The following is a 24,163-nucleotide window of genomic DNA, read 5'->3' as shown; positions in this document are numbered from 1 at the left end:
ATGCTGAATATCCTGAATACAAGTGCCGGAAACTGGGAATTGCCCGAACCGAGCACCAAGTTTGCGGCCAAGCACAGCGCGGATGATCTTCGCGTATGGGAGGAACTGCGGCCCCGCATTGCAAGCATCGCCGAGCACAACAACTGGACGAAGGCGGAGACGGGCCGGCGCATCGGCATGGCCGAAAGCTCGTTCCACCAGTGGCTTTCGGGCAACCTTCTGGGCGCGCTGGAAAACCAGAATGCCATGGTGCAGCGGTGGCTCGACGCGGTCGAGGATCGCTCGGGGCTCGAAGCCATCATGCCGGAAAGCCCGCCGTTCCTCAAAACCCGCGCGGCCGTGGAGATCCATCGGACGCTCACGCTGGCGCAGGCTTTGCCCGGCTTCGTGACCATCACGCTGGATGCCGGGCGCGGCAAAACCGTCGCCTGCCGGGAATACCAGCGGATACGGCCGCATGTGCATCTCGTCACCCTGCACCCGAAGGTCAAGACCGTGCATGGCGCCATGAACCAGCTAGCGCGCAAGATGTCCGTTCGGGTCTTCAACCAAGCGGAACTGGTCGATACGATCGGCGAGCGCCTGGCGGCCGGCGGCGACGGCGCTTTGCTCATCGTGGACGAGGCGCAGCATGCCGACACGGAAAGCGTCAACCAGTTTCGCTACTTCTCGGACAACTGGAAAATCGGTGTCGCGCTCGTCGGCAATGCCGAGATCCGCAAGCGGATGGCGCAGGGCGGCAGCAACGCCGCCAGCCGCGACCAGATCCTGCGCCGGATCGACAAGAACCTGAAGCGCGATCCGGGTCGCGAACAGGATGTCCGCGCCTTCATCGACGCCTGGGGCATCACCGAGCCGTCCTGCGTAAAATTCCTCTTCGGCATCGGCATGAAGGGCGGCGCCCTCGGCCAGATCGACCGGACCATTCGCATTGCATACATGGCCGGCCTCGGCGATGGCGGCACGCTGGAGCGCAAGCATCTTGAAGCCGCCTGGAAGAACCGCGACGTGGAGGACATCTGATGTCCCTGCCCGGCAGCACCAGCGATGAGCTTGAAACTCTCATCAGGGAATTGAGCGCCCATTGCGGCGCGGATGAAATCATCATGAGCGGCCAGGCATACGATCTTCTGGTCTCTCGCCTCGCGGTGATACGCAAGCTGGCGGTCAACGATGAGCGCGAACTCGGCGCGCGCAGGCTCGCCGATGCTGCCCGCTCCGGGCGCACCGTTGTGGATCAGCTTGCCACCGATCAGTTCAACGGGCTTGCCCGCGATGCGGACGACAAGATCGTGCGGCCGGAATTCGGGAGGAAGTCGTGAACGTAGATCGCCTCCTTTCCGACCATCTGATCGATCTTCGGAGGACCCTTGTCGGGGTCCTCCAACAGGGGCGCACGGTTCGCCTCGGCGAAGTCCACCTCGTCACCCACCAGGTCAACACGGCCGTCGCGCTCGCCCAGGAGATCGAGGAGGAGAACCGCATCCTCGAGCATCGCCTGAAGGCGGGTGCCGACGGCCTCCGGAACCGGAAGGCGGCGGCGGACATCACGGACGTCGCCAGCGGCGACAATGTGACCGCCTTCCGGTTCTCCCACTCTCCCAAAATCTGAAGGAACAGCACCATGGATGCCATCATTGACACCATCATTCTCGAAGAAAAGCCCGAGGCCGGCATCACGCTGGTCAACGGCCGGGAATACATGCACGACGCCAAGGGCAACCTTGTGCCTGTCACCAACATCAAGCCCGAGGACAAGCTCGAAGACGAGATGGTCCGCAAGGTCATTGCCTATGCCGTGGATCTCAGTGCCCGCATCACCCGCTTCCGCGATCACACCATGGGCGATATCTCCAGCTTCGACGCCCTTCTTGCCCAGGAATACGGCGCGACGATCGGCGGGAAGAAGGGGAACAAGACCTATCAGTCCTTCGACGGCCTGATGCGCGTCCAGGTCCAGGTTGCCGACCAGGTCGATTTCGGGCCGCAGCTCCAGATCGCCAAGACCCTCATCGACGAGTGCCTGAACGAATGGTCGGCCGATAGCCGGCCGGAAATCCAGTCGATCGTCACCCGCGCCTTCAACACCGACAAGGAAGGCCAGATCAACAAGGCCGAGCTGTTCATGTTGCTCCGCCTGGAGATCGAGGACGCGCGCTGGAACCGAGCCATGGAGGCGATCCGGGCGTCCATCCGCGTCACGGGTTCGAAGGAGTATGTCCGGTTCTATCAGCGATCGTCCCTGGACGAGGGCTGGCAGGCCATCACCATCGACCTCTCCAAGGCGTGAGGCGACCATGACCCACGCCAGCTACAATGATGCTCTCCTTGAGGAAGAGGCCCGTGTTACCGGCATCTATCCGATCGGCATGATCGGCGACACGGAGAGCCCGCCGGAATGGTTTACCAGCCTGTGGGAGGATACGGAGGATCTGAACGATCCGCTCTTCGACGCTCTTCCCGAATTGAAGGCCGTCATGGTGGAGGACGCCGCCGAGTGGGCGCGCGCCCTTGTCCTGCGGTCCCGCTCGGGCTTCATCGTTCGGTTTGAGATTTGCGTAAGGCATTACTATCCGCCTCCGGTCACCAGCTACCAGAGTAGCTGGAACTGGGTCCAGGAGGGCACGCTCTATGCCGAGACGATCGAGGAGATCGGCCCGGCCGTCCTGAAGCAGGCGCGCGAGCAGCACCAGGCAGAGCAGCAGAACCCGAGCGTGCGGACTTTCGTGCGGGAAGCGGGTGCCCAATGACCCGCGCCCTCAGCGTCGTTCGCGCGGACAAGCTGCTCGCGCAGAGCCGGTGCCCGGTTTGCGGCGCCGACCGTGTCGAGACGATCGGCGGCAAGGGCTCGCCGATCGCCATCTGCGTCTATCGCTGCTCGGCCGAATTCGAGGTCGACGGGAACGGCGAAATCATCCCCATGAACGTCTGCCCGGCCGCGTCCTACGTCGCGGCGGCGCAGCTCAACAAGGAAGCGCGCGCCGACGCCGTGCGCCAGGCAGGTGGAGCATGAGGCATTTTCGAGACCAGCGTGCGATCCGTGAAGCCATTGCCGACATGTTCGAAGCCGAGGGCGCGCGGGTCGTTGACCAGGAAGGCGTGCTGTTCGCGCTCTTCTTCGATGACGATCCCTGCGCCCCCATGCCGGTTGCAAGGATTAACCTCGACCGCCTTGCGGCCGACATCGAGAGGAAGCTGTCATGAAGCCGAACTTGCAGGAAACAATAGCCCGCCTCGCGGCATTGGGCGGCAAGGTCACCGAAGGCACGCTGCATAGCGATGGCCGGTATTTCGAAGAGCATCATGGCGACCTGACACAATGCTACCATGGCGACACCGGCAATTATCGTAACCGATATGATGGAGAGGCCGTCGCGCTTCTCTGGAACCTTTGGAAAGCCGGGCCCTTCGATGCGACCGCGCGACCGGAGTACGATATTCGGGTTAGGATCGGCCACGCGCTCGACAGCCTCTTCTTCGAGGACGCCACGCCGGAGATGGTTGATCACGTCCTTGGCGTTCTAGCCGGCTACAACCTCAAAATCGTCTCCACCCTTTCGTGGATTGAGATGGATTTCGATCCGGAGCGCTATGAGCATCACGCCGCCGAGATTGCAAAGAGGCTGGACGGCACCACCACCTCATCGAAGGGGGCGGGCGAATGATTGAGGTCCACCTGAAACTTGAGCCCGACCACATGCCGAAATCGATAGCCCAGCTTGTCGAGTATCTCCGCACTATGGCGTGCGTGGACTACGACACGGGATTGCGCCGCATGCCGAACTACACCGATGACGAGGTGTTTAGCGCGGCGGCGGGCATCATAGAAGCGCAGGCTGCTGCGATTGCACGGTTCAAGTGCGAGCGATCGTATGTGATCGGCTTCAACGATGGCTGGAGTTCGGCGAAAGAGCCCGGCGACCCCGAAGACGACGCGCCGTTCACCACCACCAGCACAGCATCCGGGAGTGAGCTATGAGCATTTACCTCCCGATCATCACCATGGATGGCGTGGTTTGGGCACTTTGCACGGCCCGAAAAGCAACCACCTGCCACCTTTCGCACCGCCCGATACAGCCAGGCGACAAGGTGTATCGGCCGATCTCGAACGGTTCGAACCGCATGCGCCGCATCAAGGCGACGAGGGCGCATCTCGATGTGGCCCCCATAAAAACGGGTGGAGCCGCCCCGGCCGGAGGCGACCATGGCTGACACCGACAAGGAATTCGTCTGCACCTACCGGCATCGTGGCCAAGAATACGGCATTAACGTCCATGCGGCTGACTACAAGGATGCGTCGGCCCACCTGCGCGCGATCGGCACGACGGGCTCGGTCGATGGCGTGCTCGTCATGTCGGTTTCCCTGCCGTCCACGGCCAGCTTATGGCGCCGCCTTCAGGTGGCGGTCGGCGTCCTGCTCGGGAGGTATGGTCGATGACCGGGATCTACTTCAACGGCGCCGTTCGCCTCAAAACCTATTCCGCGGTCACCAAGGGCGCGAAGGCGACGATCAAGATCGAGCTCGAAGCCTCCGATCGCTACGACCTGGCATCGGTGCTACGCCAGCTCAACGACATTGATCGCGAGCAGCGAGAAGCTGCGAAGCCGGCCCCGAAGGCCGCCCGGCCCGCCGCCAGGAAAGAGCAGCTCGCGCTGCCTGCCCCGCTACTGAAACTTGAGGATCAGAGGGAGAGCGATAGATGACCTCGTCCATCGCCGCCATACACGTCGCCCGCAAGCAGCTCGATCTCGACGAGGACGTCTACCGTGCCAAGCTGGTCGCCATCACCGGAAAATCATCAGCGAAGGACATGACCGAGGCCGAGCGCCAGAAGGTGCTGAGCGAGTTCCGGAAGGTCGGCTTTCGGCCGGCGCCGGGCCGCGCCGCCGGCCGCCGGCAGATCACCGGGCGCTACGCGAAGAAGCTCCAGGCGCTCTGGATCGCCGCCTGGAACCTCGGCCTGATCGACGATCGCGACGACAAGGCGATGCTTGCCTTCGTCAAGCGGCAGACCGGCCTCGACGACACGCGCTTCCTCCATCACGCCGATGACGGTCGTGCCGCCATCGAGGGCCTGAAAGGGTGGCTGAAGCGGGAAGCCGCCGTGATGTTCGGCAACACCAACGGCTGCGAATGGCTCGCCGCCGATGGCGCCAAGATCGCCTGGGCGCAGTGGCGCATCCTCTATCCCGACGCAAACCTCATGGTGCGCAAGGGCTTCGATCAGGCTGTCTCCGAGATACTCGGTATCCGGCTCGTCTGGCTCGCCGACGTCAAGCCGGCGCATTGGCAGACCGTCATGAACATCTTCGGCGAGCGTGTTCGCGCGGTCAGTAAGGCCGGTACGCCATGACCGCCCCCCTCCACGTCACCGATCATGCCGTTCTGCGCTATCTGGAGCGTGCTCATGGCCTCGACGTGGAGGCCGTGCGCCGGCACATCGCCAGCCGGTGCGCCACCGGCGCCGAACTGCGCGCGGCGACCGTCGTCATCGAGCGCGTCAAGTTCGTGCTCGCGCAAGCGTCTACAGAGACGACAGTCGTCACCGTGCTCCGGACAAAATGGCCGCTGGCAAGGGGGGGCAAATGACTATGCAAACACGCCCCAAACTTATCGCAAAAAGGAAACTAGACGCGCGCGAGAAAATCGTTCCGGAAGGTTTCCGCCATTCTCGTGGAAACATATTTGATCACGTACGCTTCGGAGCGTGTCTCGATCATGATGTCGCACCAGCCGAAGATTTTCCCGAGAATAGAACGGTTGAGTTTGACGTTATCGATCGCTTTCACGGGCACAACATCGTCATCTTTGATAAACCAGCGACCGTGCTGAACCGTCAGGCGATTGGTGTTGTTCTCAAAAATAATCTTTGTGCGATTGATCACTGCAACCTTGCGCCAGAGGAACACGAAGAAGAGCAGAATTCCCACGCCTCCGGTCGCGATCGCCGCCAGTGTCGTCCAAATCAGCGCCGCGCACCAATAGAAGATGCTGAAACTCATCGAAACGCCAACGTTACTCATCATCTTGGCCACGGATACCCCTCCCCGTTCTTGCTGCCCGCGCAACCTTTACGACGCAACGCTCATGGCAGCAACCCCAAGCTCGGTGAGCTACTTCTGAGGCGGGAGGGCATGAAGTGATGGCCACCGTCGCGCCTTTACCGCTTTTCGAGACAGAGACGTTGAACGCCGTTCGAGCGGAACGTGAAGACCTTTTGAAACGCCTTCAGCGTGGCGGCGTCGATGCGCATGTCCGGATCAAGCGCGAGGAACGGCTGAAGGTTCTGACCGCCCGGCAGATCGAGATCGAGACACAGCTGGGGCTAGGAGCTTGCCGTGGGTGACCTGACCAACGAACTCCTCGCAAAGCTCGGCGAAGATGACTTCCTTTTGTTGGTAGAGCGCGCCGGCGGCGCGCGCCTCTATGTTCCGGGGGACCTCACGCGGTCAGATCTGCCCTCGCTCGTTGGGGTGGAGATGGCTGACCGGCTTTCCAAGCTTTATCGAAACAATTATATACGTGTCCCGTTGGCGCGGGATATTCGCATCTCACGGTATCGCAAAGCAGGAATGAGCAATCGGGAGATTGCGCGGACGCTCGGGATTTCCGAAAGCGGTGTCGATAAAGCGATCCAACGTGGAAAGCGCCGCCGGCCCGCGGACTTCCCTAAGAAAAAAGACGAGCGCCAGATGGATATGCTCGATCTCCTCGACAATTCTCAAGACGAAATCGACTGAGAACCCGAAGGCGGGCATGCCCCGCCGATGGGTCGAAAGCATATTTTGCCTCCATCTTGTCCGGAGGCATATTTATGCGCGCGACCATGCCGATCGCCACCCAAATCGACGCATCCATTCTGGCGAAGCTCGCGCCCAAAGTGACGGGCAAGAAGGCCGTCTCCCAGAAGGCGGTGATCGCCGGCTTCGGCGCGATGTTGCCGAAGATGCTCCCGTTCATAGAGGTGACGACACCGCTGCGGATCTCGCACTTTCTGTCGCAAACGGCACACGAGAGCGACGGGTTCTGCACCAGCGAGGAATATGCAAGCGGTGCGGCCTATGAGGGCCGCGCGGGTCTCGGCAACGTCCGGCCGGGCGATGGCAAGAGGTTCAAGGGGCGCGGGCCGATCCAACTCACCGGCCGTGACAATTATCGCAAGTTCACGGTCTGGATGCGCTCGCGCCAGCCCGACTGCCCGAACTTCGAGGAAAAGCCGGAGCTGGTTGCCGAGTGGCCTTGGGCCGGTTGGGCTGCGGCCTATTACTGGTCGACCCGCAACATCAATACGCTTGCCGATCGTGACGATCTTGTCGCCGTGACCAAGGTCATCAATGGCGGCCGCAACGGCCTTGCCGATCGCGCCCGGTATCTGGCGAAGGCGAAGGCGATCATCATGCCGATCGCCGCGCTTCAGGTCGCGCCGGACTATGATTATCCGGTTCTTCGCCGCGGCTCGCAGGGCGTCTGGGTCGAGCGCCTGCAATACGCGCTGGCGAAGGCGGGCTTCTACCTCCTTTCGATCGATGGTGACTTCGGCCCGGGCACGGAGGGTGCCGTCATGCTCCTCCAGCGGACGCGCGGCCTCCTCGTCGACGGCATCGCCGGCCCGAAGACCTTCGCCGCGCTTGCGTCCTACCTCCCCGAAACCAACGACTAGGAGCCTTCCATGTTGTCCCAGCTGCTCGCGCAGTTCCTACCCGCGCTGATCGATGCCTTGACGCCCATGCTGGTCGCCGTCATCGCGGCGCTCATCTACCGCTGGACGGGGGTCCAGGTCGAGCAGAAGCATATGCTGGCCCTGCAATCGGCGCTCCAGAACGGCGCCCGTCTTCTGCTTGCCGGCAAGACGGTCGACGATGCGATCGACTATGTCGCCCGTTCCGTGCCCGACGCCCTGGAGACCTTCAGGTCCGGGGATCGGTCCAGGATCGCCGAGCTTCTTGCTCCGCATATCGCTGCGCTTCCGAAGAATGTTATTGCGGGTGGCGGCCCCTTGCCATCTGGACAGCTCGGTAGCAGGGCCGTCGTTATCGGTGCAGCCGGCGGGGTGAGCACGCAATGACGGCGGCGGAATACCTGCTCTATCTCAATACGGCGCTGGCCTCGCTCGCGATCCTCGGCCACGCGAAGGGCTATTTTTCGTCGGGCGAAAAGACGCTCGGCGAGAAGCTGGCGACCGCCGAGACGAAGCTCGATCATCGCCAGACCAAGTCGGAAGCCAAGCTCATCGAATACGATCGTCGCATCCAGGCGCTCGAAGGCGAGCTGAAGCATCTGCCCGATCGTGAGATGGCGCACCGCCTGGAGCTGGCCGTGGAGAAGATGAGCGGCCGGCTCGACACCATGGCTGAAACCTTAAAACCCATACGCTCGACAACCGAGCGAATGAACGAACTACTCGTGGAGCAGGCAAAGAAATGAGCCTTGGCATCGACTATGTCACCAAGATCCGCAACGACGCGCGGCTGATCATCCTGCGGGCACTTTCCGAGCAGACGAACGACACGCTGGCGAGCAATGTTCTCCAGGACGTCGTGCTGCCGGTCTTCGGCATCCGGCAGGATCGCGCCTGGGTGCACACCCAGCTCGACTATCTCGCCAATCTCGGCGCCGTCCAGCTGCTGTCCGCCAACACGGTCAAGGTCGCCACGCTGACGACGCTCGGCAAGCGCCATATCGACCGGGAGATCGTGCTGGAGAATGTCACCCGCCCATCGATGGCTGGAGAGTAGCAGGATGTCGAAGGGACGCGGCCGCCTCACGGCAATAGACCAGTTGCCGGAAGAATGCGACGGCATCGTCAGTTGGGCAGCTCAGTCGCTTGCCGATCGCGAACGTACGCAGGTCGACATCTACAGCGAGTTCAAACAGAAGCTCATCGCCCTTCAGGGCGAGCAGGGCCTTGCATTCGACATTCCTTCTTTTTCGGCTTTCAACCGCTACTCTCTTCGGCTCGCCATGGTGTCGCGCCGGCTTGAGCAGACCCGCGAAATTGCCGCCACGCTCTCCGAACGGATGGACGCGTCGGGATCCGACGATCTCACCTTGATCGCGGCAGAAGCGATCAAGACCCTTATCTTTGAAGTGCTCCAGAGCAGTGGCGAGGCTGGCCTCAGCCCTAAGGGTGCGATGGAACTGGCGAACGCGCTGCGCGCCGCCTCGGCCGCCCAGGTGAGCAGTTCCAATCGTCGCCTGAAGCTCGAAGCAGAAGCAAAACTGCGGAAGGTCGAAGAGGATATGAAGGCCAAGGCCGACAGCGCACTGGACACACTTTCGCGCGAACCCGGCATTTCTGCTGAAGCGATCGCTCGCGCTCGCCGCGACTTCCTGGGCGTGCGCCCGGAACACAAGCCGAAGCCCAAGTCCGATGCCTGACATTACCTCCCTCACGTCAAGCCAGTGGGTCGATCCGCCTGTGCTGTCACGCGACCCGAACGCGGTCCTGGAGGGGTTGCTTCGGGGCGCAGACATTCCCGAGGACTTGGACCCGCTCGCTGATGGCGTGCTTATGGAGCACCAGAAGCTATGGATCGCAGACGACAGTGATCTTAAGGGCTGCGCCAAAGGACGGCGCACCGGGATCACCTTCGTCGAGGCGCTCGACCACACCTTGATCGCAGCTGCAAAAAGATCTGCCGGCGGGCAGAATTGCTTTTACATCCCCGACAGCAAACCCAAGGGCCGGGAGTTCATCGGCTACGCTGCGCACTTTGCCAAGGTCGTTGCGAAAGAAATGGTGACGATTGAAGACGGCATATTCTTCGATCTGAAAGCAGACGGCACCACGCAGGCGATTTCCAGCTATATCATTCGGTTCGCTTCCGGCTTCCGCATCGAGGCGCTGTCCTCCCGTCCTGAGAACATCCGCGGTCTTCAGGGCGTCGTCTGCATCGACGAAGCGGCGTTCCACCGCAATGTTCACGATGTCATCGACGCCGTAAACGCGCTGCTCATCTGGGGCGGCAAAATCCGCGTCATCTCATCGCACAATGGCATCAGCAGCGCCTTCAATGAGTTCATCAAGGAGGGTGTCGTTGGGAAGAACGGCTTCAACATCCATACCTACAGCTTCGGCGACGCCGTCAAGAATGGTCTTTTCAAGCGCGTTTGCCTGATCAAGGGCGAGGAGTGGACGGCGGAGAAGGAGGCTGCATGGGAAGCTAAAATCCGCAAATCGTACGGCAGCCGCACCGCCAAGATGAAGCAGGAGCTGGACGCCATCCCGGCCGAGGCGGAGGGCGCGGCGCTCACGCGCGTGCTGATCGAAAGCTGCATGTCGCGTGACCTTCCGGCCGTCGTGCGCTGGGACCGGCCCGACGACTTCAAGAACCTTGAAGATTTCGAGCGCGAGGAACAGGCGAACGAATTCTGTGAAGGGGTTTTGAGGCCGCTTTTAAGCAGCCTCGATCGCGAGCGCGAGCACTGCTTCGGCGAAGACTTTGCGCGATCCGGCGACAAGACGGCCATCGTCATCTTCGAGATCGGCGCGGACCTCATCCGTCGCGCACGCCTGGTTGTCGAGCTGAAGAACATCCCGTTCGACCAGCAGCGTGACATCCTTTTCTTCATAGGCGATCTCTTGCCGCGTCTTGTCGGCGGCGCTCTCGATGCGCGCGGCAACGGCCAGTACCTGGCGGAGAAGGCGCGCCAGCGCTGGGGCGAGTGCATCCATGAAGTCATGCTCTCGGCCAAATGGTACGCCCTCAACATGCCCGCCTATATCGAGGCGTTCACCGACAAGAGCCTCTTGTTGCCATTCGACGCCGACGTGCTGGCGGACCACCAGGCGCTCGCCTACGTCAACGGTATCATCAAGGTTCCAGACGAGCATTCGACCAAGGGGGCGGATGGCTATGACCGGCATGGCGACACCGCGCCGGCCGGGGCGCTCGCGTGGTTCGCCTCGACGCAGGAGGCTATCGCCTACGAATACGAAACGGCACGGAAGACGGCGTCATCGAGCGGCGCTGGCCACAACGGCGGCCCGCCGCTCGATGACGATGGCCGCGGCCGATCGGTCGATGTTTACCTCAGAGGATCACTGTGATGGCATCCCTGCGCGACTGGATGAACCACCTCGTCAACTCGACCAGCCTGAAGGAGATGGTCGCCGGGCCGAAGATCGGCGGCGTGCGTCAGGTGATTTCCGGGCATCCGGCCGAGGGCCTCACGCCGCAGCGCCTGGCATCGATCCTGCGCGCGGCGGCGCAGGGGGAGCCGGAGGCCTATTTCGAGCTGGCCGAAGACATCGAGGAGCGCGACCTGCACTATGCGGCCGTCATGGCCACGCGCAAGCGATCGGTGGCGCAGCTGCCGATCACCGTGAAGGCAGCGTCCGACAGTCCCGAGCACAAGAAACACGCCGAGCTCATCCAGGCCTGGCTCGATACGGGCGTGCTCCGCGCCGCCCTTTTCGACATGCTCGATGCGATCGGCAAGGGCATCTCCATCATGGAGATCGACTGGCAGGCCCAGGGCGGGCGGCTCCTGCCGCGCAAGCTCATCTGGCGCACGCAACGCTGGTTCACCTTCGATCCGGACGACGGCGAGACCGTCCTGCTTCGCGAGGGCGTTACAGGCGTGCCTCTGCCGGCGCACAAGTTCGCCGTCCATCGGCACAAGACGAAGTCCGGCCTGACGATCCGCAGCGGCGTTGCTCGCGTGGCGCTCTGGGCCTGGATGTTCAAGTCCTTCACCACGAAGGATTGGGCGATCTTCGTGCAGAACTACGGCCAGCCGATCCGGATCGGTAAATACGGCCGCGGCGCGACGGAGGCGGAGAAGGACGTTCTGTGGCGTGCCGTCACCGGAATTGCCGGCGATTGCGCCGCGATCGTGCCGCGAGAGATGCTGATCGAGTTCCACGAGGTCGGCTCGAAGAGCAGCTCAACCGACATGTTCGAACGGCGCGCCGACTGGCTGGACCGGCAGATATCGAAGCTGGTGCTCGGCCAGACGACGACGACGGACGCGGTTTCCGGCGGTCACGCCGTCAGCCAGGAGCATCGCCTGGTGCAGGAGGATATCGAAAGGGCGGACGCGGCCGATGTCGCGGGCACGGCGAACGAGCAGATCATTCCGAACATCGTCGCCTTCAACTTCGGCCCGCAGGACGCCTATCCGACCACCCATATCGGCCGTCCGGACGAAGTGCCGCTCGAACAGTTTGCCAACGCTTTTGCCAAGCTCGCGCCGCAGGGGCTGACGGCGAGCGCCAGCTATATGCGTGATCGCATGGGCATTCCGGCGCCAAAGGACGGCGATGATCTGATCGGCGGGAAAGCGCACTCGACGCCGGACACACTCGAAGACCCCGACATGCCGCCGGCTGCCGGCAAGGGCATGCGCGCCCAGCTGAGGAAGGACACGAAGGAACGCACTCTTCATGTGTCGCGGCTGATCGGCTCGCTGCATGCACGCGGAGAGGGCGACGAGATCGTGGACCGCATGGTTGCCCGGCTGGAGGAGGATGCGGCGGGCGCGATGGGTGGGCTGATCGACGACGTGCGCAAGGAGCTGATGGCGGCGAGCGATTTGCGGGATGCGGCCGACCGGCTTGCCCGCCTTCAGCTTTCGCCCGACGATCTTGCCGAGGCGATGTCGCGGGCCATGGCGCTCGCCCATCTTGCAGGCCAGGCAGCCCTGATCGACGACATGGCGGGACGGTCGTGACAGCGGCGCACAGGACGCCGTCAGGCGCTTCGGATGGGCGGTTGCGCGTGCCAGACCCCGAATGCGCGTCCACGGGCTTCAAAACAGCTTCAAATTCGAAGGCGCGAGGCGGGCGAGCATGACGACGACGCTCGGCGCGATCGACTTGCCGTTTGACGAAGCGATCGCCTTCCTTCGCCAGAAGACGGCCGTGCCGACGAAGAGTTGGCGCGAGGTCTGGGATGGCGCCCATTCCAAGATGTTTATGGTGGCCGGGGCGAACAGCAAGGCCATCGTCGACGACTTTCAGGCGGCAATCCTGAAGGCCGCGACGGACGGCACCACGCTCAAAACGTTTCAGGATGATTTCGACGCCATCGTGAAGAAGCACGGCTGGAGTTATCGCGGCGAGCGCGGCTGGCGGACGCGCACGATATTCGAGACGAACATGCGCACGGCCTATGCGGCCGGTCGCTATGCGCAGCTGACCGCGCCGGACACGCTCGCCACCTTTCCCTTCTGGCAATACAACCACTCGGGCGCGATCCATCCGCGCCTTCAGCACAAAGCCTGGGACGGGCTCTGCCTTGCCGCCGACGATCCGGCCTGGAGCGTCATGTATCCGCCGAACGGGTTCGGCTGCGGCTGCTTCGTCACGCCGGTCTCGCGGCCTGGTCTTCGCCGCAAGGGCAAGACCGGCCCCGATCGCGCGCCCGATCTCGACCAACTCGGCACGGACCAGCCGCTCGGCGTCGATCCTTCCTTCGCCTACAATCCCGGCCAGGCGTGGCTTCAGCAGACCGCGCCGGGGCCAAAGCCTGTCAGCGCCGACGAAGCGACGGTCGCCGCCTTCGTGGTCTCGGCGCTGCGCGGCAAATGGCCGGATGGCAGCTGGACGCCCGTCGCCGTGGTGCCGAAGGCGCAAGCGGCCGTGCTCGATGTTGCCGCGGGAGCGGAGATCCGCCTGGAGGCCGAGACGATCCGCGGCCTCGACAAGGGCACGCTCGCCACGCCGGCCGAACTGGGCGTGATACCGCGATGGCTGGTCAAGCATGGCGATCTCGTTAAGGAAGCGGATGGCGGGTGGGCGTTCGTCGGCGAGTATGAGGGGCGGACCTACCGAGCGCGGGTCGATATCGTCCGGACGGGCAGCGGCCGCACTGCCCGCAGCCACCTGAAGCTTCTGGACGTTCGGCCCGTTAAGCGGCGGGTGAAGACATGAGCGGGGCGTCGATCTCCATCACTCTGTCGGGCTCGGCGCTGCGCGGGTTCCAGCAGCTCGAACGGGTGATGGACAACACGACGCCGGTCATGGCGGACATCGGCAAGGGTCTTGTCGCATCGACGCACATGCGCTTCGTGACGCAAACCGATCCTGATGGTGCGGCGTGGCGCGCGCTCAATACCGATTATGCCGCGACGAAGCGCAACACGCGCATTCTGACGGAAAGCGGCCGGCTTCGCGACAGCATCAATTCTCGCGCCGGCGCGACGGAAGTTCGCGTCGGGACGAACGTGCCCTACGCCGCGATCCATCAGTTCGGCGGAACGATCAAGCCGAAGAGCGCCTCGCATCTGCGATTTTTCATCGGCGATGCCCTCGTCACCGTCGCCAGTGTCACCTTGCCGGCCCGTCCTTTCCTTGGTATCTCCAGTGACGACGAGACCATGATCGCCGAGACGATCTTCGATTTCCTCGAACGGTACGTCCCGTCTTCCCCCTGACATCTTCTGCCGCCCGCCATGGCGGGCATGAACGGGCCGTTCGCGACGTGGCACTTTCCCGCCATGTCGAACATGCTTGGAACCCACACTCTCGCCCTCAATGCCGCTGGCGCCGACGCGCCGGAGTGGCTTCAACTCCTGCCGGCAACATCGTTTGCCGGTGCGGATGGTCGCGGACCCTATGAGGCTCCGGACGCGGGCGCACTGGTATCGCGTTTCCAGGCGGCGGGCCGCAGGCTCCCGGTCGATGAGAACCACTCCATCGACCTCGCCGGCAAGGCCGGTCATCCGTCGCCCGCGCGCGGCTGGATCGTCGAGCTTCAGGCGCGCGGCGATGGTCTGTGGGGCAAGGTCGAATGGACGGAAACCGGCCGCGCCCTGGTGAAGGGCAAGGACTACGGCTTCATCTCGCCCGTCTTCCTGCATTCGCGCAGCAAGCCCTACCGGATCAGCGGCATCGAGCGCGTGGCGCTGACCAACGATCCGAACCTGCCTTTCCTGAAATCCCTTCACACCAGAAACGAGGATCAACCGATGCTTGAAGAGCTTCGGAAGGCGCTTGGCCTTCCCGAGACCGCAGACGAAGCGGCCATTGTCGATGCCGTCAAGGCCGCGCATTCCGCCTCCAGCGGACACGCCGCCACCATCGCCCGCATCGCCGAGGCGGCCGGTGTCGCCAAGGAAACCGGCGCTGACGATCTGGTGAAGGCCGTCCAGTCGCGCGGCACGCCTTCGCCCTCGGCCGCCGAAACCGAGAACGCCGACCTCAAGGCGCAGATCGTCTCGCTTCAGTCGCAAATCTCGACGCTCGCCACCAGCACCGCCCGCGAGAAGGCCGAGGCCGCCATCGATGGCGCCATCCAGGCCGGCAAGATCGTGCCGGCGCTGCGCGACCACATGATCGCCCGCCACATGAAGGCCCCGGCCGAGGTCGAGACCGAGATCAAGCATCTCGTCTCGCTCAATGCCGGCGGTCTCGGCGGCCGCAAGGTTCCGGAGAGCGGTCAGGTCATCGCGGCCGAAGAGGACCAGGTGCGCTCGATGATGGGCGTCGAGGAAAAGGCCTACGCGGAAACCGCCAAGGCCCTCAACGGGAAGGATCAGTAATATGGCCGCGTCGAACGACCTCGACTACACCGAGCGCCAGGGCGTCACCTACGAATTCCCGGCGCTCGCCGACACACTCTATTATGGCCGCGCCGGCATCGGCGTCACGGCCGCCGGCGTTGCCGTTCCCGCCGGACATGTCAATGCGGTCAAGCTCGTCGGCTTTGCCGCCGAGCGGGTGGACAATCGTGGCGGCGCCGCGGGCGCGCAGCGTGTCCGCGTCAAGAAGGGCGTCTTCCGCATTCCGCTCGCCGGTGCCACGGCCGCCAACATCCAGGCCGCCGTCTACATGACGGCCGACGATACCTTCACCCTCACGGCCTCGACCAATCTGCAGATCGGCACGATCGACGCCGTGGATGCAGACGGTGTCTGGCTGAAGACGCTTTAAGGAGCCTTCGAATGGACATTAATGCAGCCACCCTGCGCGGGATCTACACGTCGCTTTCGACGCTGTTCAACACGCGTTTTGCGTCCGCGCAGACCTATTACAACACCGTCGCGATGACGGTGACCTCGACCACGGCGCAGAACGAATATCCGCGCCTCGACGACATGCCCGGCATCCGCGAATGGGTCGGCGAGCGTCTCGTGCACCGTCTCGGCGCTCAGACCTATGTCATCCGCAACCGCGAGTTCGAAAAGACGATCGCGATCCCGCGCAAGAACATCGAGGACGACAATCTTGGCATCTACAGCCCTGTCGCCGGCCAGATCGGCCAGGACGTCGCGCAGTTCCCCGACCTTCTCGTCTTCCCGCTGCTGAAGAACGGCGACACGACCGTCTGCTATGACGGCCAGTATTTCTTCGATACCGATCATCCCGGCTTTAACGAGCAGGGCAACACGATCTCGGTCTCGAACTTTCAGTCGGGCGCCGGCGCGGCCTGGTATCTGATCGATGACAGCCAGGTCGTGAAGCCGCTCGTGTTCCAGAAGCGCAAGGAGTTCAAGCTCGTCTCGTTCCAGGACGAGAAGGATGCGAACGTCTTCTGGCGCAGCGAGTTCGTCTGGGGTGTCGATGGCCGCTGCAATTCGGGCTATGGCCTGTGGCAGCTCGCCTACAAGTCGAAGGCCACCCTCGACGAAGCGAACTTCGCGGCGGCCCGCACGGCGATGCAGTCGCTGCGCAAGCGTTCCGGCGAGATCATCAACATCCGCCCGACCAAGCTGCTCGTTCCCCCGTCGCTCGCCCCGACCGCCCGCAAGCTGCTCAACGCCGAGCTGGTGAATGGCGGCGAGAGCAACATCTGGAGGGGCACCTGCGAAGTCGTCGAGATCCCGTATCTGACCTGACAGGCCTTTGCCCGATCGGGCGGCCGTCTTCCGGCCGCTCCCCGCCCGGCGTCTCCCAAGGTCGGGCGGGACTTTCCCGAACCGCATGCGTGCGGCTCCGGCAAGTCCCGAAGGAGAAAAGCATGTCGCATATCCAGATCATTTGCACGAAACCCGGCATGCGCCGGAACGGCATCGAACATCCCGCTTCGGCCATCTATGGCAAGGACCGCTGGAGCGAGGCGGAGCTGGACGCGTTCCGCGCCGACCCGTCCTTCATCGTGCAGCCGGTTGCGCGCGACGGCGTCAAGGTCGACGGCGGCGATATCGAAGCGGCCGTCGAAGCCCGCGTGAAGATCGTGTCCGAGGAGCTTCAGGTCAAGTTCGCCAAGGCCGTCTCCGACCAGGTCGCCGAAAAGCTGGACGAGGCGGTTACCAAGGCCCTGAAGGAGCCGCAGGAACAGATCTTCGCGCTCCGCAAGGAGCTTGAAGCTGCCAACGGCAAGGTCGCGGAACTGACCGCCGCGGCGGAAGAGGCCAAGACGAAGACCACGCCGAAGAAGTAATCCGCATCCGAGCGGGGAGCGCCGCGAGTGGCAGAAGCCGGAGGAGCCGATAGGCCAGAGCCGGTAGCAAGCCCGAAGCCCTCCGGTGGAACGAGACCCGAAAGGGACCGCCGGGAACAGTGGCGATTGAAGCCTGAAACGCCAAGAGAGGACTGACATGCGTTCCCATTATTCCATCCGAAGTATTATCCTGGGCACGATTGCATCGCTCGCCTGCCTGCTTGCGATCTCTGCTTCGGCATCCGCAGCGGCTCTGCCGCCTGATGCGGGCATCTATGCCGCGCCTTCGACGGCTGATCTCGATTTGAAGGCCACGGATCTCGTCACCACGGATCATGTCGCCATCGTGCCGCAGCGCCTGAAGCCGGCACCCGTCATTGCCGTCGCCGGCTTCGAACCGCTGAAGCCGGAATACGCCGAGAGCTACCGCACCCACGGTCTCACCTTCATCGACCTCTACCGGCGTTGTTAACGCAAGGTCCTGACGCCGTCGCACTTCGAGGCTGGCCCACCGGCCGGCCTCATCTTGAACCCTGAAAGACTTTATATATGTACGCCACCGTCGCCGACATGATTGCCCGCTTTGGCGAGACGCAGATGATCCGCCTGTCCCGGCCCGAGGACCGGACGGCCGAGACGGTCGACGTCGACAAGGTGATGACGGCGCTTGCCGATGCGACGGGCGTGATCAACGGCTATGTGCGCGGCCGCTACCTGGTGCCGATCGCCGTGCCGCCGGTGGAGATCGTGCGCGCCACCTGCACCCTTGCCCGCTACGATCTCGCCCAGGGCGAGCACACCGATCCGTCCGAGGAAATGGGCAAGGGCCGCAAGGAGGTCATCTCCTGGCTCGAAAACATCGCCAAGGAACTGGTGCACCTCGACCTTCCCGCCGCAGCGCCGGCAGGACCCGCAGTCGGCTCCGGCCCGCGCATGTCGGACCGCCCGCGCGTCTTCACCGACGAAACCTTGCGGGGCATGTGATGGCGCTCGATCTCGCCCGCCAGCCGATCCGCACCATGGAGCCCGTCATCATCGAGCGGCTCCGGCTGGCTTTCCCGCAGAAGGATTTCACGGTCGAGCGGATCCCGCAGACCTTGACACTGAAGGAGTTCGAGCGCCTGTCACGGCTGACGCCCTTCATCGGCCTAGCCTGGACGGGCTTCAAGCCGGACGGCGACAACAACCGTATCACCAAGGGCGCGATGCTCTGGCGCCTGGTGCTTCTGTTCAAGGCTTCGAACGCCCTTGAAACCCGCTTCAAGGGCGACACCCGCGGGCTCGGCCTCGACGCCATGGTGGACGTGGCGATGGTGCTCATGAACGGCGCGGAATATCCCGGCATCGGCACCTCGCATGTGACGCTCGCCAATTCGGTGATCGCGGACGGATGGACGGATGACAGCATCGTCATCGCCCAGGTGGACTTCGAGGTCCGGTTCACGGCCACGCCCGCGACCTTCAAGCTGAAGACGCTGGAAGATTTCCAGGCGCTCGGCGTCACCTGGATCGTCAACCCGCCCGAGGAAGAGACGCCGCCGGAAACCGGCCTGCCGGTCACCGAAGACACTTTCCCCTGACCCCGAGAGGACACCATGGCGAAGAAGCCGCTTTATCTCAAACCCGGCGAAGGCCGCACCGTCCTCCAGGAGGGCGGCGAGCCCTGGCCGATCGACGGCATGGAAGCGCCGGACACGGCCTTCGTGCGGCGCCGGATCGCAGATCTTGATCTTGTGCCGGCAACCCCGAAAACCGCGCCGAAGGAGGCTTCCGCGAAATGACGATCACCTTTGACGAAATCCCGTCCGACTGGCTCGCTCCCGGCAACTTCCTCGAAGTCAAGCCGAACTATCGCACGCTCGGCGTCCTGCCCTGGCCGGTGCGCAACCTCATCATCGCCCAGAAGCTTGCCGCCGGCACGCTCGCGCCCGGCCAGATCGTCGAGATCACGCGGCCCGAGGAGGCGATCGCGCTCTTCGGCCTCGGCTCGATCGGCGCGGAGATGGTGGCAAGCTTCCGCAAGGCCAACAAGACGCAGCCGCTCTTCGTTATGGCGCTGGCGGACGCCGGCGATGCCGTCAAGGCGACCGGCACCTTCACCTTCACTGGCGCCGTCCCGCAGCCGGTCGTGCTGCGCTTTCGCGTCGGCGGCCGTCAGGTGCGCATCACCGCCGCGCCGGCCGATACGACAACGCAGCTCGCCACCAAGCTTGCCGCCGCCATCACGGCCGACACGGCCAGCGCCGTCACCGCCGCCTCGGCGCTCGGCGTCGTCACCTGCACCGCCCGCCATGGCGGCGAGGCCGGCAACGACATCGACCTTCGCGTGGACGTTGCCGCCCAGGCGATCCCCGCCGGCCTCACCGTGGCGATTGCCGCCATGGCGGGCGGGACGGGCAATCCCGACATCACCGATGCGCTCGATCTGCTGCCGGGCGCCTGGTACACCGACGTCTCCTTCCCCTGGAACGATGCGACCAACGTGCAGGCCTTCGCCACCTGGGCGATCGACCGCTTCAAGGCGATGTCGCGCCTCGACGTGCACGGCTATGTCGCCAAGCGCGCGACCTATGGCCAGGCCGGCACCTTCGGGCAGCTGACCAATTGCCCCTTCCTCAGCGCCTTCGCGCTCAAGGCCTCGCCGTCGTCGAGCTGGACGATTGCGGCCGCCGCCCATGCGATCGCCGCCTTCCACCTCACCAACGATCCGGCGCGCCAGCTCCGTTCGCTCGTCCTGCCGGGCGTCATGGCGCCCGATCCGGCCGATCTCTATTCCGAGACGGAAAACGAGCTGTTGCTGCGCTCCGGCGTCAGCATGCTCGAATGCCTGCCTGACGGGACGGTCACGCTGGCCCGCGTCATCACCACCTATCGCACCTCGACGCTCGGCATCGCCGATCGCGCCTGGCTCGACATCATGGTCCCGAAGACCATGAGCCGCGTGCGCTACGACTGGCGCGGCTACATGGCGCTGATGTATCCGCGCGCCAAGCTCATCGAGGACGAGAGCGAGGCGGCCTTTGCCACGCGAGACGACGATGACGAGGAGCCCGGCAACACCGTCGCCTCGCCGCGGCGCGTGCACGGCTCCTGGGCGGCGCGTTGCCGGCTCTACGCCCAGCGCGCCTGGCTCACCGACGTCGAGCGCACCATCAAGGAAAGCCGGTTCGAGATCGACGATGACGATCGCAACCGCCTCAATTCGCGCCAGCAGGTCGTGATCGTCGGAAACCTCATGGTGTCCGCCGGCTCGCTCGAATTCCAGGTCTGACCGGCGCGGCCGGCTGAAGGAGAAAGGGAACCCACATGGCTCAGGTATTGGGCATTGTCGATATCGTCTGGCGGGGGCGCAACCTGCCGGTCGAAAAGGGCGCGAAGCTGCGCAAGGGCGGCATGAAGAACAATGCCGTCACCTATGGCCGCAAGGTCGGGCGCGCCCAGGAATTCCAGGGATCGCAGGTCACCGCGACGACGAACCTCGAACGGGGCCAGCGTCTCGGAAATCTGCTCGTGCCCGGCGAAGGGGAACTGCAGGTGCTCTGCGACACCGGGCAGACCTTCGTCATCGCCGACGCCTTCCTCTCCGATGACATCCCCGAGGTCACCGGCGGCGAAGGCGGCAAGATCGAACTGAAATGGGAAGGTTCGGCGGCAGAGGAGATCGTAGGCTGATGGGAACGGAAATCGCAATCGACCTCGACGAGGACGAACCCCGCGCTGCCGCGCCCGATATTGTCGACGAGGACACCAAGGTCGCGGCCTCGGCTCCGATCGACGGCGACATTGTCGACGAGGACTTCGCCCCGGCCGACCGCTTGCCGGCGCAAGCCGTCCGCAATCTCGACGGCACGGTCACCCTGCCGCTCGCCTATCCGCAGACGATCACGTCGCGCAAGGACGGCAAGATCCGCGAGCGCAAATTCGACCAGCTCGTCTTCCACCGCCTCAACGGCGCCGACCAGCGCGCCATCCAGGCGGCGAGCGAAGAGATGCTGGCCGTGGTGGCGATCGGGCAGTCCACCAAGATCAACCAGGCCGTGATGAACCGGCTTTACGACAAGATGGACGCCTCTGACATCGCCAACGCCGGACAGGTGCTCAACCATTTTTTGGCGAGTGGCCGGAAGACTGGCCGGTAAAACTCGGTGCCCTGGCGGACGGGACCGGGTTCAGCGCGGCCGAGATCGAGACCTTCGATGTCGGCCGCGTCACCTTCTGGTGGAACTGCCTGATGGCCTGGCGCGAGGAAGAGCGCAAACTCTCGAACGGAGACTGACATGGCAAGGTCGATGAACCTCGACGTCCTGGTCCGCCTGCGCGATCGCCTCACCGGGCCGCTGCGCCGGCTGACCGGCACGCTGAAGGGCATCGCGTCCTTCGCCACGAAGATCGGCGTGCTCGGCACGGCCGTCGCCGCCATCTCCTTCATGGGCCCGATCCGCGAGGCGGCGGCGTTCGAGCAGAAGCTCATCGACATCGCCTCGACGGCCAACCTGTCGGGTAGTGCCGCCTTCAGCTTCGTCGCGGAGGCGCGATCCGAATACGAGGCGCTGGCCCTGGCCGTCGGCCAGTATTCCGACGTCGTCGCCGCCGGCGCGGGCGAGATGATCGCTGCGGGTCTCAGCCGCGATCTCATCGACCAGTCGATCGGCACGATCGGCAAATCCGCGACCGCCGCCAATGCCGAGTTCTCGGACATGTCGAAGGTCGCGACCTCCATGCTCCAGACCCTGAAGCTTCCCGCCGATCAGCTGAACGACGCGCTCGGCGCACTTGTCGTTTCCGGCAAGGAAGGCGCGTTCGAACTGAAGGATATGGCGCGCTACTTCCCGACGCTCACCAGCCAGATGGCGAAATACGGTGTCACCGGCCGCGAGGCGGTGAACTTCCTTGGCGCCGCCCTTCAGATCGCCCGCAAAGGCACCGCCGACCCGAGCGAGGCGGCGAACAACCTGAAGAACTTCCTGTCGAAGATCGCAGCGCCGGCCACGATCAAGAACTTCAAGGACGCCGGCGTCGACATCCAGGCCGTCATGGCCGACGCGGCCGTCAAGGGCATCAACCCGATCGAAGCCGTCATGCAGAAGATCGTCAAGCTGACCGGCGTTTCCGGCGGCGAGATCGAGAAGCTGATGAAGAAGGCGAAGGCGAACGGCCTGGAAGGCGCGGATGCGCTCGGCTTCGTGCGCGAGCAGCTCGAGGCGATCCATGGCGCCGGCGCGCTCGGCGAGATCTTCGCCGACCAGCAGGTCATGGACTTCCTCATCCCGTTCCTGACGAACGTTGACGAGTACAAGCGGATCAAGGACGAGGTGGCGAAGGCCACCGGCGCGATCATCGACGAGGACTTCGAGACGCAGATGGCTGGTCTGAACCGCCAGCTCATGACTTTCCAGGAGATCGGGACGCAGGCCGCGCGCGAAGTGGGCTTTGGTTTCGGCACCTGGTTGCCGACCATCAACGGTTACCTGATGGATGGCCTGAAGTGGTATCGCGAATGGAACAAGGAGAGCGGCGGGCTCGGCAGCAAGATCATTGCCATCGCCGGCGGCGGGGTGCTCCTCGCCGCGGCCTTCGGTGCGCTTGGCATCGCGCTTCCCATCATCGGCGCCGGCTTTGCCATGCTCGCCGCTTTGATCTCGCCGGTCGGCATCGCGATCGCGCTGATCGCGGCGGCGGGCCTGCATGTCTATCGGAACTGGAACACCTACGGCCCGCGCGTCATGCGGATCTGGGATCGGGCGAAGACGGGCTTCCGCAACCTTGCCGACGATGTGCGCGACCGCGGCCGTCGCATCGTCCAGGCCGGCCGCGAGACGTGGGATCGTTACGGCCCGATCGTGCGGCGCGGCCTTGCCAGCGCCTGGCGCGACGTGCAGGGCGGCTGGGCGAACTTCAAGACGCTGTTCGACGGCATAAAGGAGGGCATGGGCGGCACCCCGGATCTGTCCTGGCTGACCATCGACAATGCCAAGCTCGAAGGCTGGAAGCTGCTGGACGGCGCGATCGAGAAAGTGAAGTTCGGCTGGGAGACGTTGAAGTCGTTTGGAAGCGGATTTGCGCCGCATCTCAAGGAGATCGGTAATGGGCTCGGCAAGACAATCAGCGCCATTGGCCGCATTGCCAGCGCGTTTGCCCGTCTCGGTCGCGCGCTCGGCGGCATGGTCAACTTCGATAGTGAGAAGTTCTTCGGCTTCTTCCGTTCGCTGGGTGATCTTACGGGAACGGCCGTCTCGAAAGCCGTCAATATGCTCGGCGATCTCGCTGGCTTCCTGGCTGATGTCGCGAATAACCTCGCCGATGTTGCCGAGGGGAAAAAGACCTGGTCGGAAATCATGCCCGAAAGTTTCATGGCCACGCTCCGTAGTGTGGCGGGCTTTATCGACCGTGTGGTCGGCGGCATCAAATGGATTGCAGGTGCGACGATCGACTGGTTCTCCCTGATCCCGCAGACGGCAGTCGACGCATGGAACGCCGTTGCCAGTGCGATCAGCACCGCGGCAGATGCGCTTGCCCGACTTAAGGGCACTGCACAGCCTGGCGACATGCTGCCCAATGGCGGCACGGCCGGCTCCAGCGAAGACGGCAGCGACCGTGGTAATTCGCTCGATGATTATCTCGACGGCCCGCCAAAGCTTCCGTTCAAGAAGGCCGCGGCAAATTCGAACCAGCCAGCGCGCTTCGCCCAGGCACTTCCTCGTCAACAGGTCGAGGTCGGCGGCTCCGTTCGGATCGCAGTCGAGGGACCCGGCAAAGTCGTCAGTGCACAATCTGACAACAAGAAAGTCGCGCTGACCACGGCGAACACCGGCCGCGCAGTCGGAAGGGTCTGATC

At 63.9% G+C, this 24,163-nt stretch carries 38 protein-coding genes; 37 read left to right on the top strand and 1 reads right to left on the bottom strand.

Translation table 11 applies throughout. From position 1 onward, the window contains the following. From AKG11_RS28290 to AKG11_RS28225, 14 genes are read left to right on the top strand one after another with little or no spacing between them, the layout of a single operon-like run. Positions 1 to 1,023 carry an AAA family ATPase gene (locus AKG11_RS28290; protein WP_050746321.1) on the top strand — a complete coding sequence of 341 codons (1,023 nt, stop codon included), beginning with the start codon at positions 1 to 3 and terminating at the stop codon, positions 1,021 to 1,023. Next, entirely contained in the window at positions 1,023 to 1,322 is a 300-nt protein-coding gene (locus AKG11_RS28285) for a hypothetical protein (protein WP_050746320.1), read from the top strand. Before AKG11_RS28290 ends, AKG11_RS28285 begins: the two co-directional genes overlap by 1 nt. Next, positions 1,319 to 1,612, top strand: coding sequence for a hypothetical protein (locus AKG11_RS28280; RefSeq protein ID WP_050746319.1), 294 nt, complete (start codon positions 1,319 to 1,321; stop codon positions 1,610 to 1,612). The genes AKG11_RS28285 and AKG11_RS28280 overlap by 4 nt, the downstream gene beginning before the upstream one ends. 12 nt (positions 1,613 to 1,624) lie before the next feature. Beyond that, entirely contained in the window at positions 1,625 to 2,290 is a 666-nt protein-coding gene (locus tag AKG11_RS28275; protein ID WP_197284025.1) for a DUF3164 family protein, read from the top strand. Positions 2,291 to 2,297: 7 nt separating this feature from the next. Continuing rightward, on the top strand, positions 2,298 to 2,750 hold the full coding sequence (locus AKG11_RS28270) for a hypothetical protein (RefSeq protein ID WP_050746318.1): 453 nt from the start codon (positions 2,298 to 2,300) through the stop codon (positions 2,748 to 2,750). Continuing rightward, positions 2,747 to 3,013, top strand: a complete 267-nt coding sequence (locus AKG11_RS28265) for a hypothetical protein (RefSeq protein WP_050746317.1) — start codon at positions 2,747 to 2,749, stop codon at positions 3,011 to 3,013. The genes AKG11_RS28270 and AKG11_RS28265 overlap by 4 nt, the downstream gene beginning before the upstream one ends. Further along, the gene (locus AKG11_RS28260) at positions 3,010 to 3,204 is read left to right on the top strand and encodes a hypothetical protein (RefSeq protein WP_050746316.1); all 195 of its coding nucleotides are present in this window, start codon (positions 3,010 to 3,012) and stop codon (positions 3,202 to 3,204) included. Before AKG11_RS28265 ends, AKG11_RS28260 begins: the two co-directional genes overlap by 4 nt. Continuing rightward, positions 3,201 to 3,665 (top strand): hypothetical protein, encoded by a 465-nt coding sequence (locus tag AKG11_RS28255; RefSeq protein ID WP_050746315.1) that lies wholly within the window; start codon positions 3,201 to 3,203, stop codon positions 3,663 to 3,665. The genes AKG11_RS28260 and AKG11_RS28255 overlap by 4 nt, the downstream gene beginning before the upstream one ends. Further along, on the top strand, positions 3,662 to 3,979 hold the full coding sequence (locus AKG11_RS28250; protein ID WP_050746314.1) for a hypothetical protein: 318 nt from the start codon (positions 3,662 to 3,664) through the stop codon (positions 3,977 to 3,979). The genes AKG11_RS28255 and AKG11_RS28250 overlap by 4 nt, the downstream gene beginning before the upstream one ends. Then, on the top strand, positions 3,976 to 4,212 hold the full coding sequence (locus tag AKG11_RS28245; protein ID WP_050746313.1) for a DUF3331 domain-containing protein: 237 nt from the start codon (positions 3,976 to 3,978) through the stop codon (positions 4,210 to 4,212). Before AKG11_RS28250 ends, AKG11_RS28245 begins: the two co-directional genes overlap by 4 nt. Continuing rightward, on the top strand, positions 4,205 to 4,438 hold the full coding sequence (locus AKG11_RS28240; RefSeq protein ID WP_050746312.1) for a hypothetical protein: 234 nt from the start codon (positions 4,205 to 4,207) through the stop codon (positions 4,436 to 4,438). Before AKG11_RS28245 ends, AKG11_RS28240 begins: the two co-directional genes overlap by 8 nt. Continuing rightward, on the top strand, positions 4,435 to 4,704 hold the full coding sequence (locus tag AKG11_RS28235) for a hypothetical protein (protein WP_050746311.1): 270 nt from the start codon (positions 4,435 to 4,437) through the stop codon (positions 4,702 to 4,704). Before AKG11_RS28240 ends, AKG11_RS28235 begins: the two co-directional genes overlap by 4 nt. Continuing rightward, positions 4,701 to 5,354, top strand: a complete 654-nt coding sequence (locus tag AKG11_RS28230; RefSeq protein WP_050746310.1) for a regulatory protein GemA — start codon at positions 4,701 to 4,703, stop codon at positions 5,352 to 5,354. Before AKG11_RS28235 ends, AKG11_RS28230 begins: the two co-directional genes overlap by 4 nt. Next, on the top strand, positions 5,351 to 5,590 hold the full coding sequence (locus AKG11_RS28225; RefSeq protein ID WP_050746309.1) for a TroA family protein: 240 nt from the start codon (positions 5,351 to 5,353) through the stop codon (positions 5,588 to 5,590). Before AKG11_RS28230 ends, AKG11_RS28225 begins: the two co-directional genes overlap by 4 nt. Positions 5,591 to 5,628: 38 nt before the next feature. On the opposite strand, the gene AKG11_RS28220 is transcribed toward AKG11_RS28225, so the two are convergent. Next, a complete protein-coding gene (locus tag AKG11_RS28220) occupies positions 5,629 to 6,027 on the bottom strand; it encodes a PH domain-containing protein (RefSeq protein WP_245290258.1) in 399 nt (132 codons plus the stop codon). Between the two features lie 116 nt (positions 6,028 to 6,143). Here AKG11_RS28220 and AKG11_RS28215 point away from each other — a divergent pair, with 116 nt between their 5' ends. The 23 genes from AKG11_RS28215 (at position 6,144) to AKG11_RS28105 (ending at position 24,161) form a co-directional block, all read left to right on the top strand. Then, positions 6,144 to 6,347, top strand: a complete 204-nt coding sequence (locus AKG11_RS28215) for a hypothetical protein (RefSeq protein ID WP_050746307.1) — start codon at positions 6,144 to 6,146, stop codon at positions 6,345 to 6,347. Continuing rightward, the gene (locus tag AKG11_RS28210) at positions 6,340 to 6,741 is read left to right on the top strand and encodes a sigma factor-like helix-turn-helix DNA-binding protein (RefSeq protein WP_050746306.1); all 402 of its coding nucleotides are present in this window, start codon (positions 6,340 to 6,342) and stop codon (positions 6,739 to 6,741) included. The genes AKG11_RS28215 and AKG11_RS28210 overlap by 8 nt, the downstream gene beginning before the upstream one ends. 74 nt (positions 6,742 to 6,815) lie before the next feature. Next, a complete protein-coding gene (locus tag AKG11_RS28205) occupies positions 6,816 to 7,661 on the top strand; it encodes a peptidoglycan-binding protein (RefSeq protein ID WP_050746305.1) in 846 nt (281 codons plus the stop codon). 9 nt (positions 7,662 to 7,670) lie between these two features. Next, the gene (locus AKG11_RS28200) at positions 7,671 to 8,066 is read left to right on the top strand and encodes a hypothetical protein (RefSeq protein ID WP_050746304.1); all 396 of its coding nucleotides are present in this window, start codon (positions 7,671 to 7,673) and stop codon (positions 8,064 to 8,066) included. Then, positions 8,063 to 8,425, top strand: a complete 363-nt coding sequence (locus AKG11_RS28195; protein ID WP_050746303.1) for a DUF2730 family protein — start codon at positions 8,063 to 8,065, stop codon at positions 8,423 to 8,425. Before AKG11_RS28200 ends, AKG11_RS28195 begins: the two co-directional genes overlap by 4 nt. Further along, the gene (locus tag AKG11_RS28190; protein ID WP_050746302.1) at positions 8,422 to 8,736 is read left to right on the top strand and encodes a VpaChn25_0724 family phage protein; all 315 of its coding nucleotides are present in this window, start codon (positions 8,422 to 8,424) and stop codon (positions 8,734 to 8,736) included. Before AKG11_RS28195 ends, AKG11_RS28190 begins: the two co-directional genes overlap by 4 nt. A gap of 4 nt (positions 8,737 to 8,740) precedes the next feature. Beyond that, the gene (locus AKG11_RS28185) at positions 8,741 to 9,379 is read left to right on the top strand and encodes a phage protein Gp27 family protein (RefSeq protein WP_050746301.1); all 639 of its coding nucleotides are present in this window, start codon (positions 8,741 to 8,743) and stop codon (positions 9,377 to 9,379) included. Beyond that, positions 9,372 to 11,051, top strand: coding sequence for a hypothetical protein (locus AKG11_RS28180; RefSeq protein WP_050746300.1), 1,680 nt, complete (start codon positions 9,372 to 9,374; stop codon positions 11,049 to 11,051). The genes AKG11_RS28185 and AKG11_RS28180 overlap by 8 nt, the downstream gene beginning before the upstream one ends. Beyond that, a complete protein-coding gene (locus tag AKG11_RS28175) occupies positions 11,051 to 12,676 on the top strand; it encodes a DUF935 domain-containing protein (protein WP_050746299.1) in 1,626 nt (541 codons plus the stop codon). The genes AKG11_RS28180 and AKG11_RS28175 overlap by 1 nt, the downstream gene beginning before the upstream one ends. Before the next feature lie 118 nt (positions 12,677 to 12,794). Next, complete coding sequence (locus AKG11_RS28170; RefSeq protein ID WP_050746338.1) at positions 12,795 to 13,877, top strand: phage head morphogenesis protein; 1,083 nt, start codon at positions 12,795 to 12,797, stop codon at positions 13,875 to 13,877. Next, a complete protein-coding gene (locus AKG11_RS28165) occupies positions 13,874 to 14,380 on the top strand; it encodes a phage virion morphogenesis protein (RefSeq protein ID WP_050746298.1) in 507 nt (168 codons plus the stop codon). The genes AKG11_RS28170 and AKG11_RS28165 overlap by 4 nt, the downstream gene beginning before the upstream one ends. 63 nt (positions 14,381 to 14,443) lie before the next feature. Beyond that, a complete protein-coding gene (locus AKG11_RS28160; RefSeq protein ID WP_050746337.1) occupies positions 14,444 to 15,487 on the top strand; it encodes a phage protease in 1,044 nt (347 codons plus the stop codon). A gap of 1 nt (position 15,488) precedes the next feature. Beyond that, positions 15,489 to 15,878 carry a hypothetical protein gene (locus tag AKG11_RS28155; protein ID WP_050746297.1) on the top strand — a complete coding sequence of 130 codons (390 nt, stop codon included), beginning with the start codon at positions 15,489 to 15,491 and terminating at the stop codon, positions 15,876 to 15,878. An 11-nt stretch (positions 15,879 to 15,889) separates the two neighbouring features. Then, a complete protein-coding gene (locus AKG11_RS28150; protein ID WP_050746296.1) occupies positions 15,890 to 16,783 on the top strand; it encodes a Mu-like prophage major head subunit gpT family protein in 894 nt (297 codons plus the stop codon). A 122-nt stretch (positions 16,784 to 16,905) separates the two neighbouring features. Then, positions 16,906 to 17,328 carry a hypothetical protein gene (locus AKG11_RS28145; RefSeq protein WP_050746295.1) on the top strand — a complete coding sequence of 141 codons (423 nt, stop codon included), beginning with the start codon at positions 16,906 to 16,908 and terminating at the stop codon, positions 17,326 to 17,328. A gap of 157 nt (positions 17,329 to 17,485) precedes the next feature. Next, on the top strand, positions 17,486 to 17,800 hold the full coding sequence (locus AKG11_RS28140; RefSeq protein WP_050746294.1) for a hypothetical protein: 315 nt from the start codon (positions 17,486 to 17,488) through the stop codon (positions 17,798 to 17,800). A 77-nt stretch (positions 17,801 to 17,877) separates the two neighbouring features. Next, the gene (locus AKG11_RS28135; RefSeq protein ID WP_050746293.1) at positions 17,878 to 18,312 is read left to right on the top strand and encodes a gp436 family protein; all 435 of its coding nucleotides are present in this window, start codon (positions 17,878 to 17,880) and stop codon (positions 18,310 to 18,312) included. Then, positions 18,312 to 18,908: a hypothetical protein gene (locus AKG11_RS28130; RefSeq protein ID WP_050746292.1), complete on the top strand. Its 597-nt coding sequence runs from the start codon at positions 18,312 to 18,314 to the stop codon at positions 18,906 to 18,908. Before AKG11_RS28135 ends, AKG11_RS28130 begins: the two co-directional genes overlap by 1 nt. A 15-nt stretch (positions 18,909 to 18,923) precedes the next feature. Beyond that, positions 18,924 to 19,109 (top strand): DUF2635 domain-containing protein, encoded by a 186-nt coding sequence (locus tag AKG11_RS28125; protein WP_050746291.1) that lies wholly within the window; start codon positions 18,924 to 18,926, stop codon positions 19,107 to 19,109. Beyond that, positions 19,106 to 20,599, top strand: a complete 1,494-nt coding sequence (locus tag AKG11_RS28120; protein WP_245290257.1) for a phage tail sheath subtilisin-like domain-containing protein — start codon at positions 19,106 to 19,108, stop codon at positions 20,597 to 20,599. The genes AKG11_RS28125 and AKG11_RS28120 overlap by 4 nt, the downstream gene beginning before the upstream one ends. Before the next feature lie 35 nt (positions 20,600 to 20,634). Then, positions 20,635 to 21,000 (top strand): phage tail tube protein, encoded by a 366-nt coding sequence (locus tag AKG11_RS28115; RefSeq protein WP_050746290.1) that lies wholly within the window; start codon positions 20,635 to 20,637, stop codon positions 20,998 to 21,000. Next, positions 21,000 to 21,467, top strand: a complete 468-nt coding sequence (locus AKG11_RS28110) for a hypothetical protein (RefSeq protein WP_050746289.1) — start codon at positions 21,000 to 21,002, stop codon at positions 21,465 to 21,467. Before AKG11_RS28115 ends, AKG11_RS28110 begins: the two co-directional genes overlap by 1 nt. Before the next feature lie 138 nt (positions 21,468 to 21,605). Then, a complete protein-coding gene (locus AKG11_RS28105; RefSeq protein ID WP_050746288.1) occupies positions 21,606 to 24,161 on the top strand; it encodes a phage tail tape measure protein in 2,556 nt (851 codons plus the stop codon). The last annotated feature ends 2 nt before the right edge of the window (positions 24,162 to 24,163 follow it).

Source organism: Shinella sp. SUS2 (assembly GCF_001262505.1).
Classification (GTDB): Bacteria; Pseudomonadota; Alphaproteobacteria; order Rhizobiales; family Rhizobiaceae; genus Shinella.
Note: the sequence above shows the minus strand (reverse complement) of the source record. Positions and strands in the feature narration are given on the sequence as shown.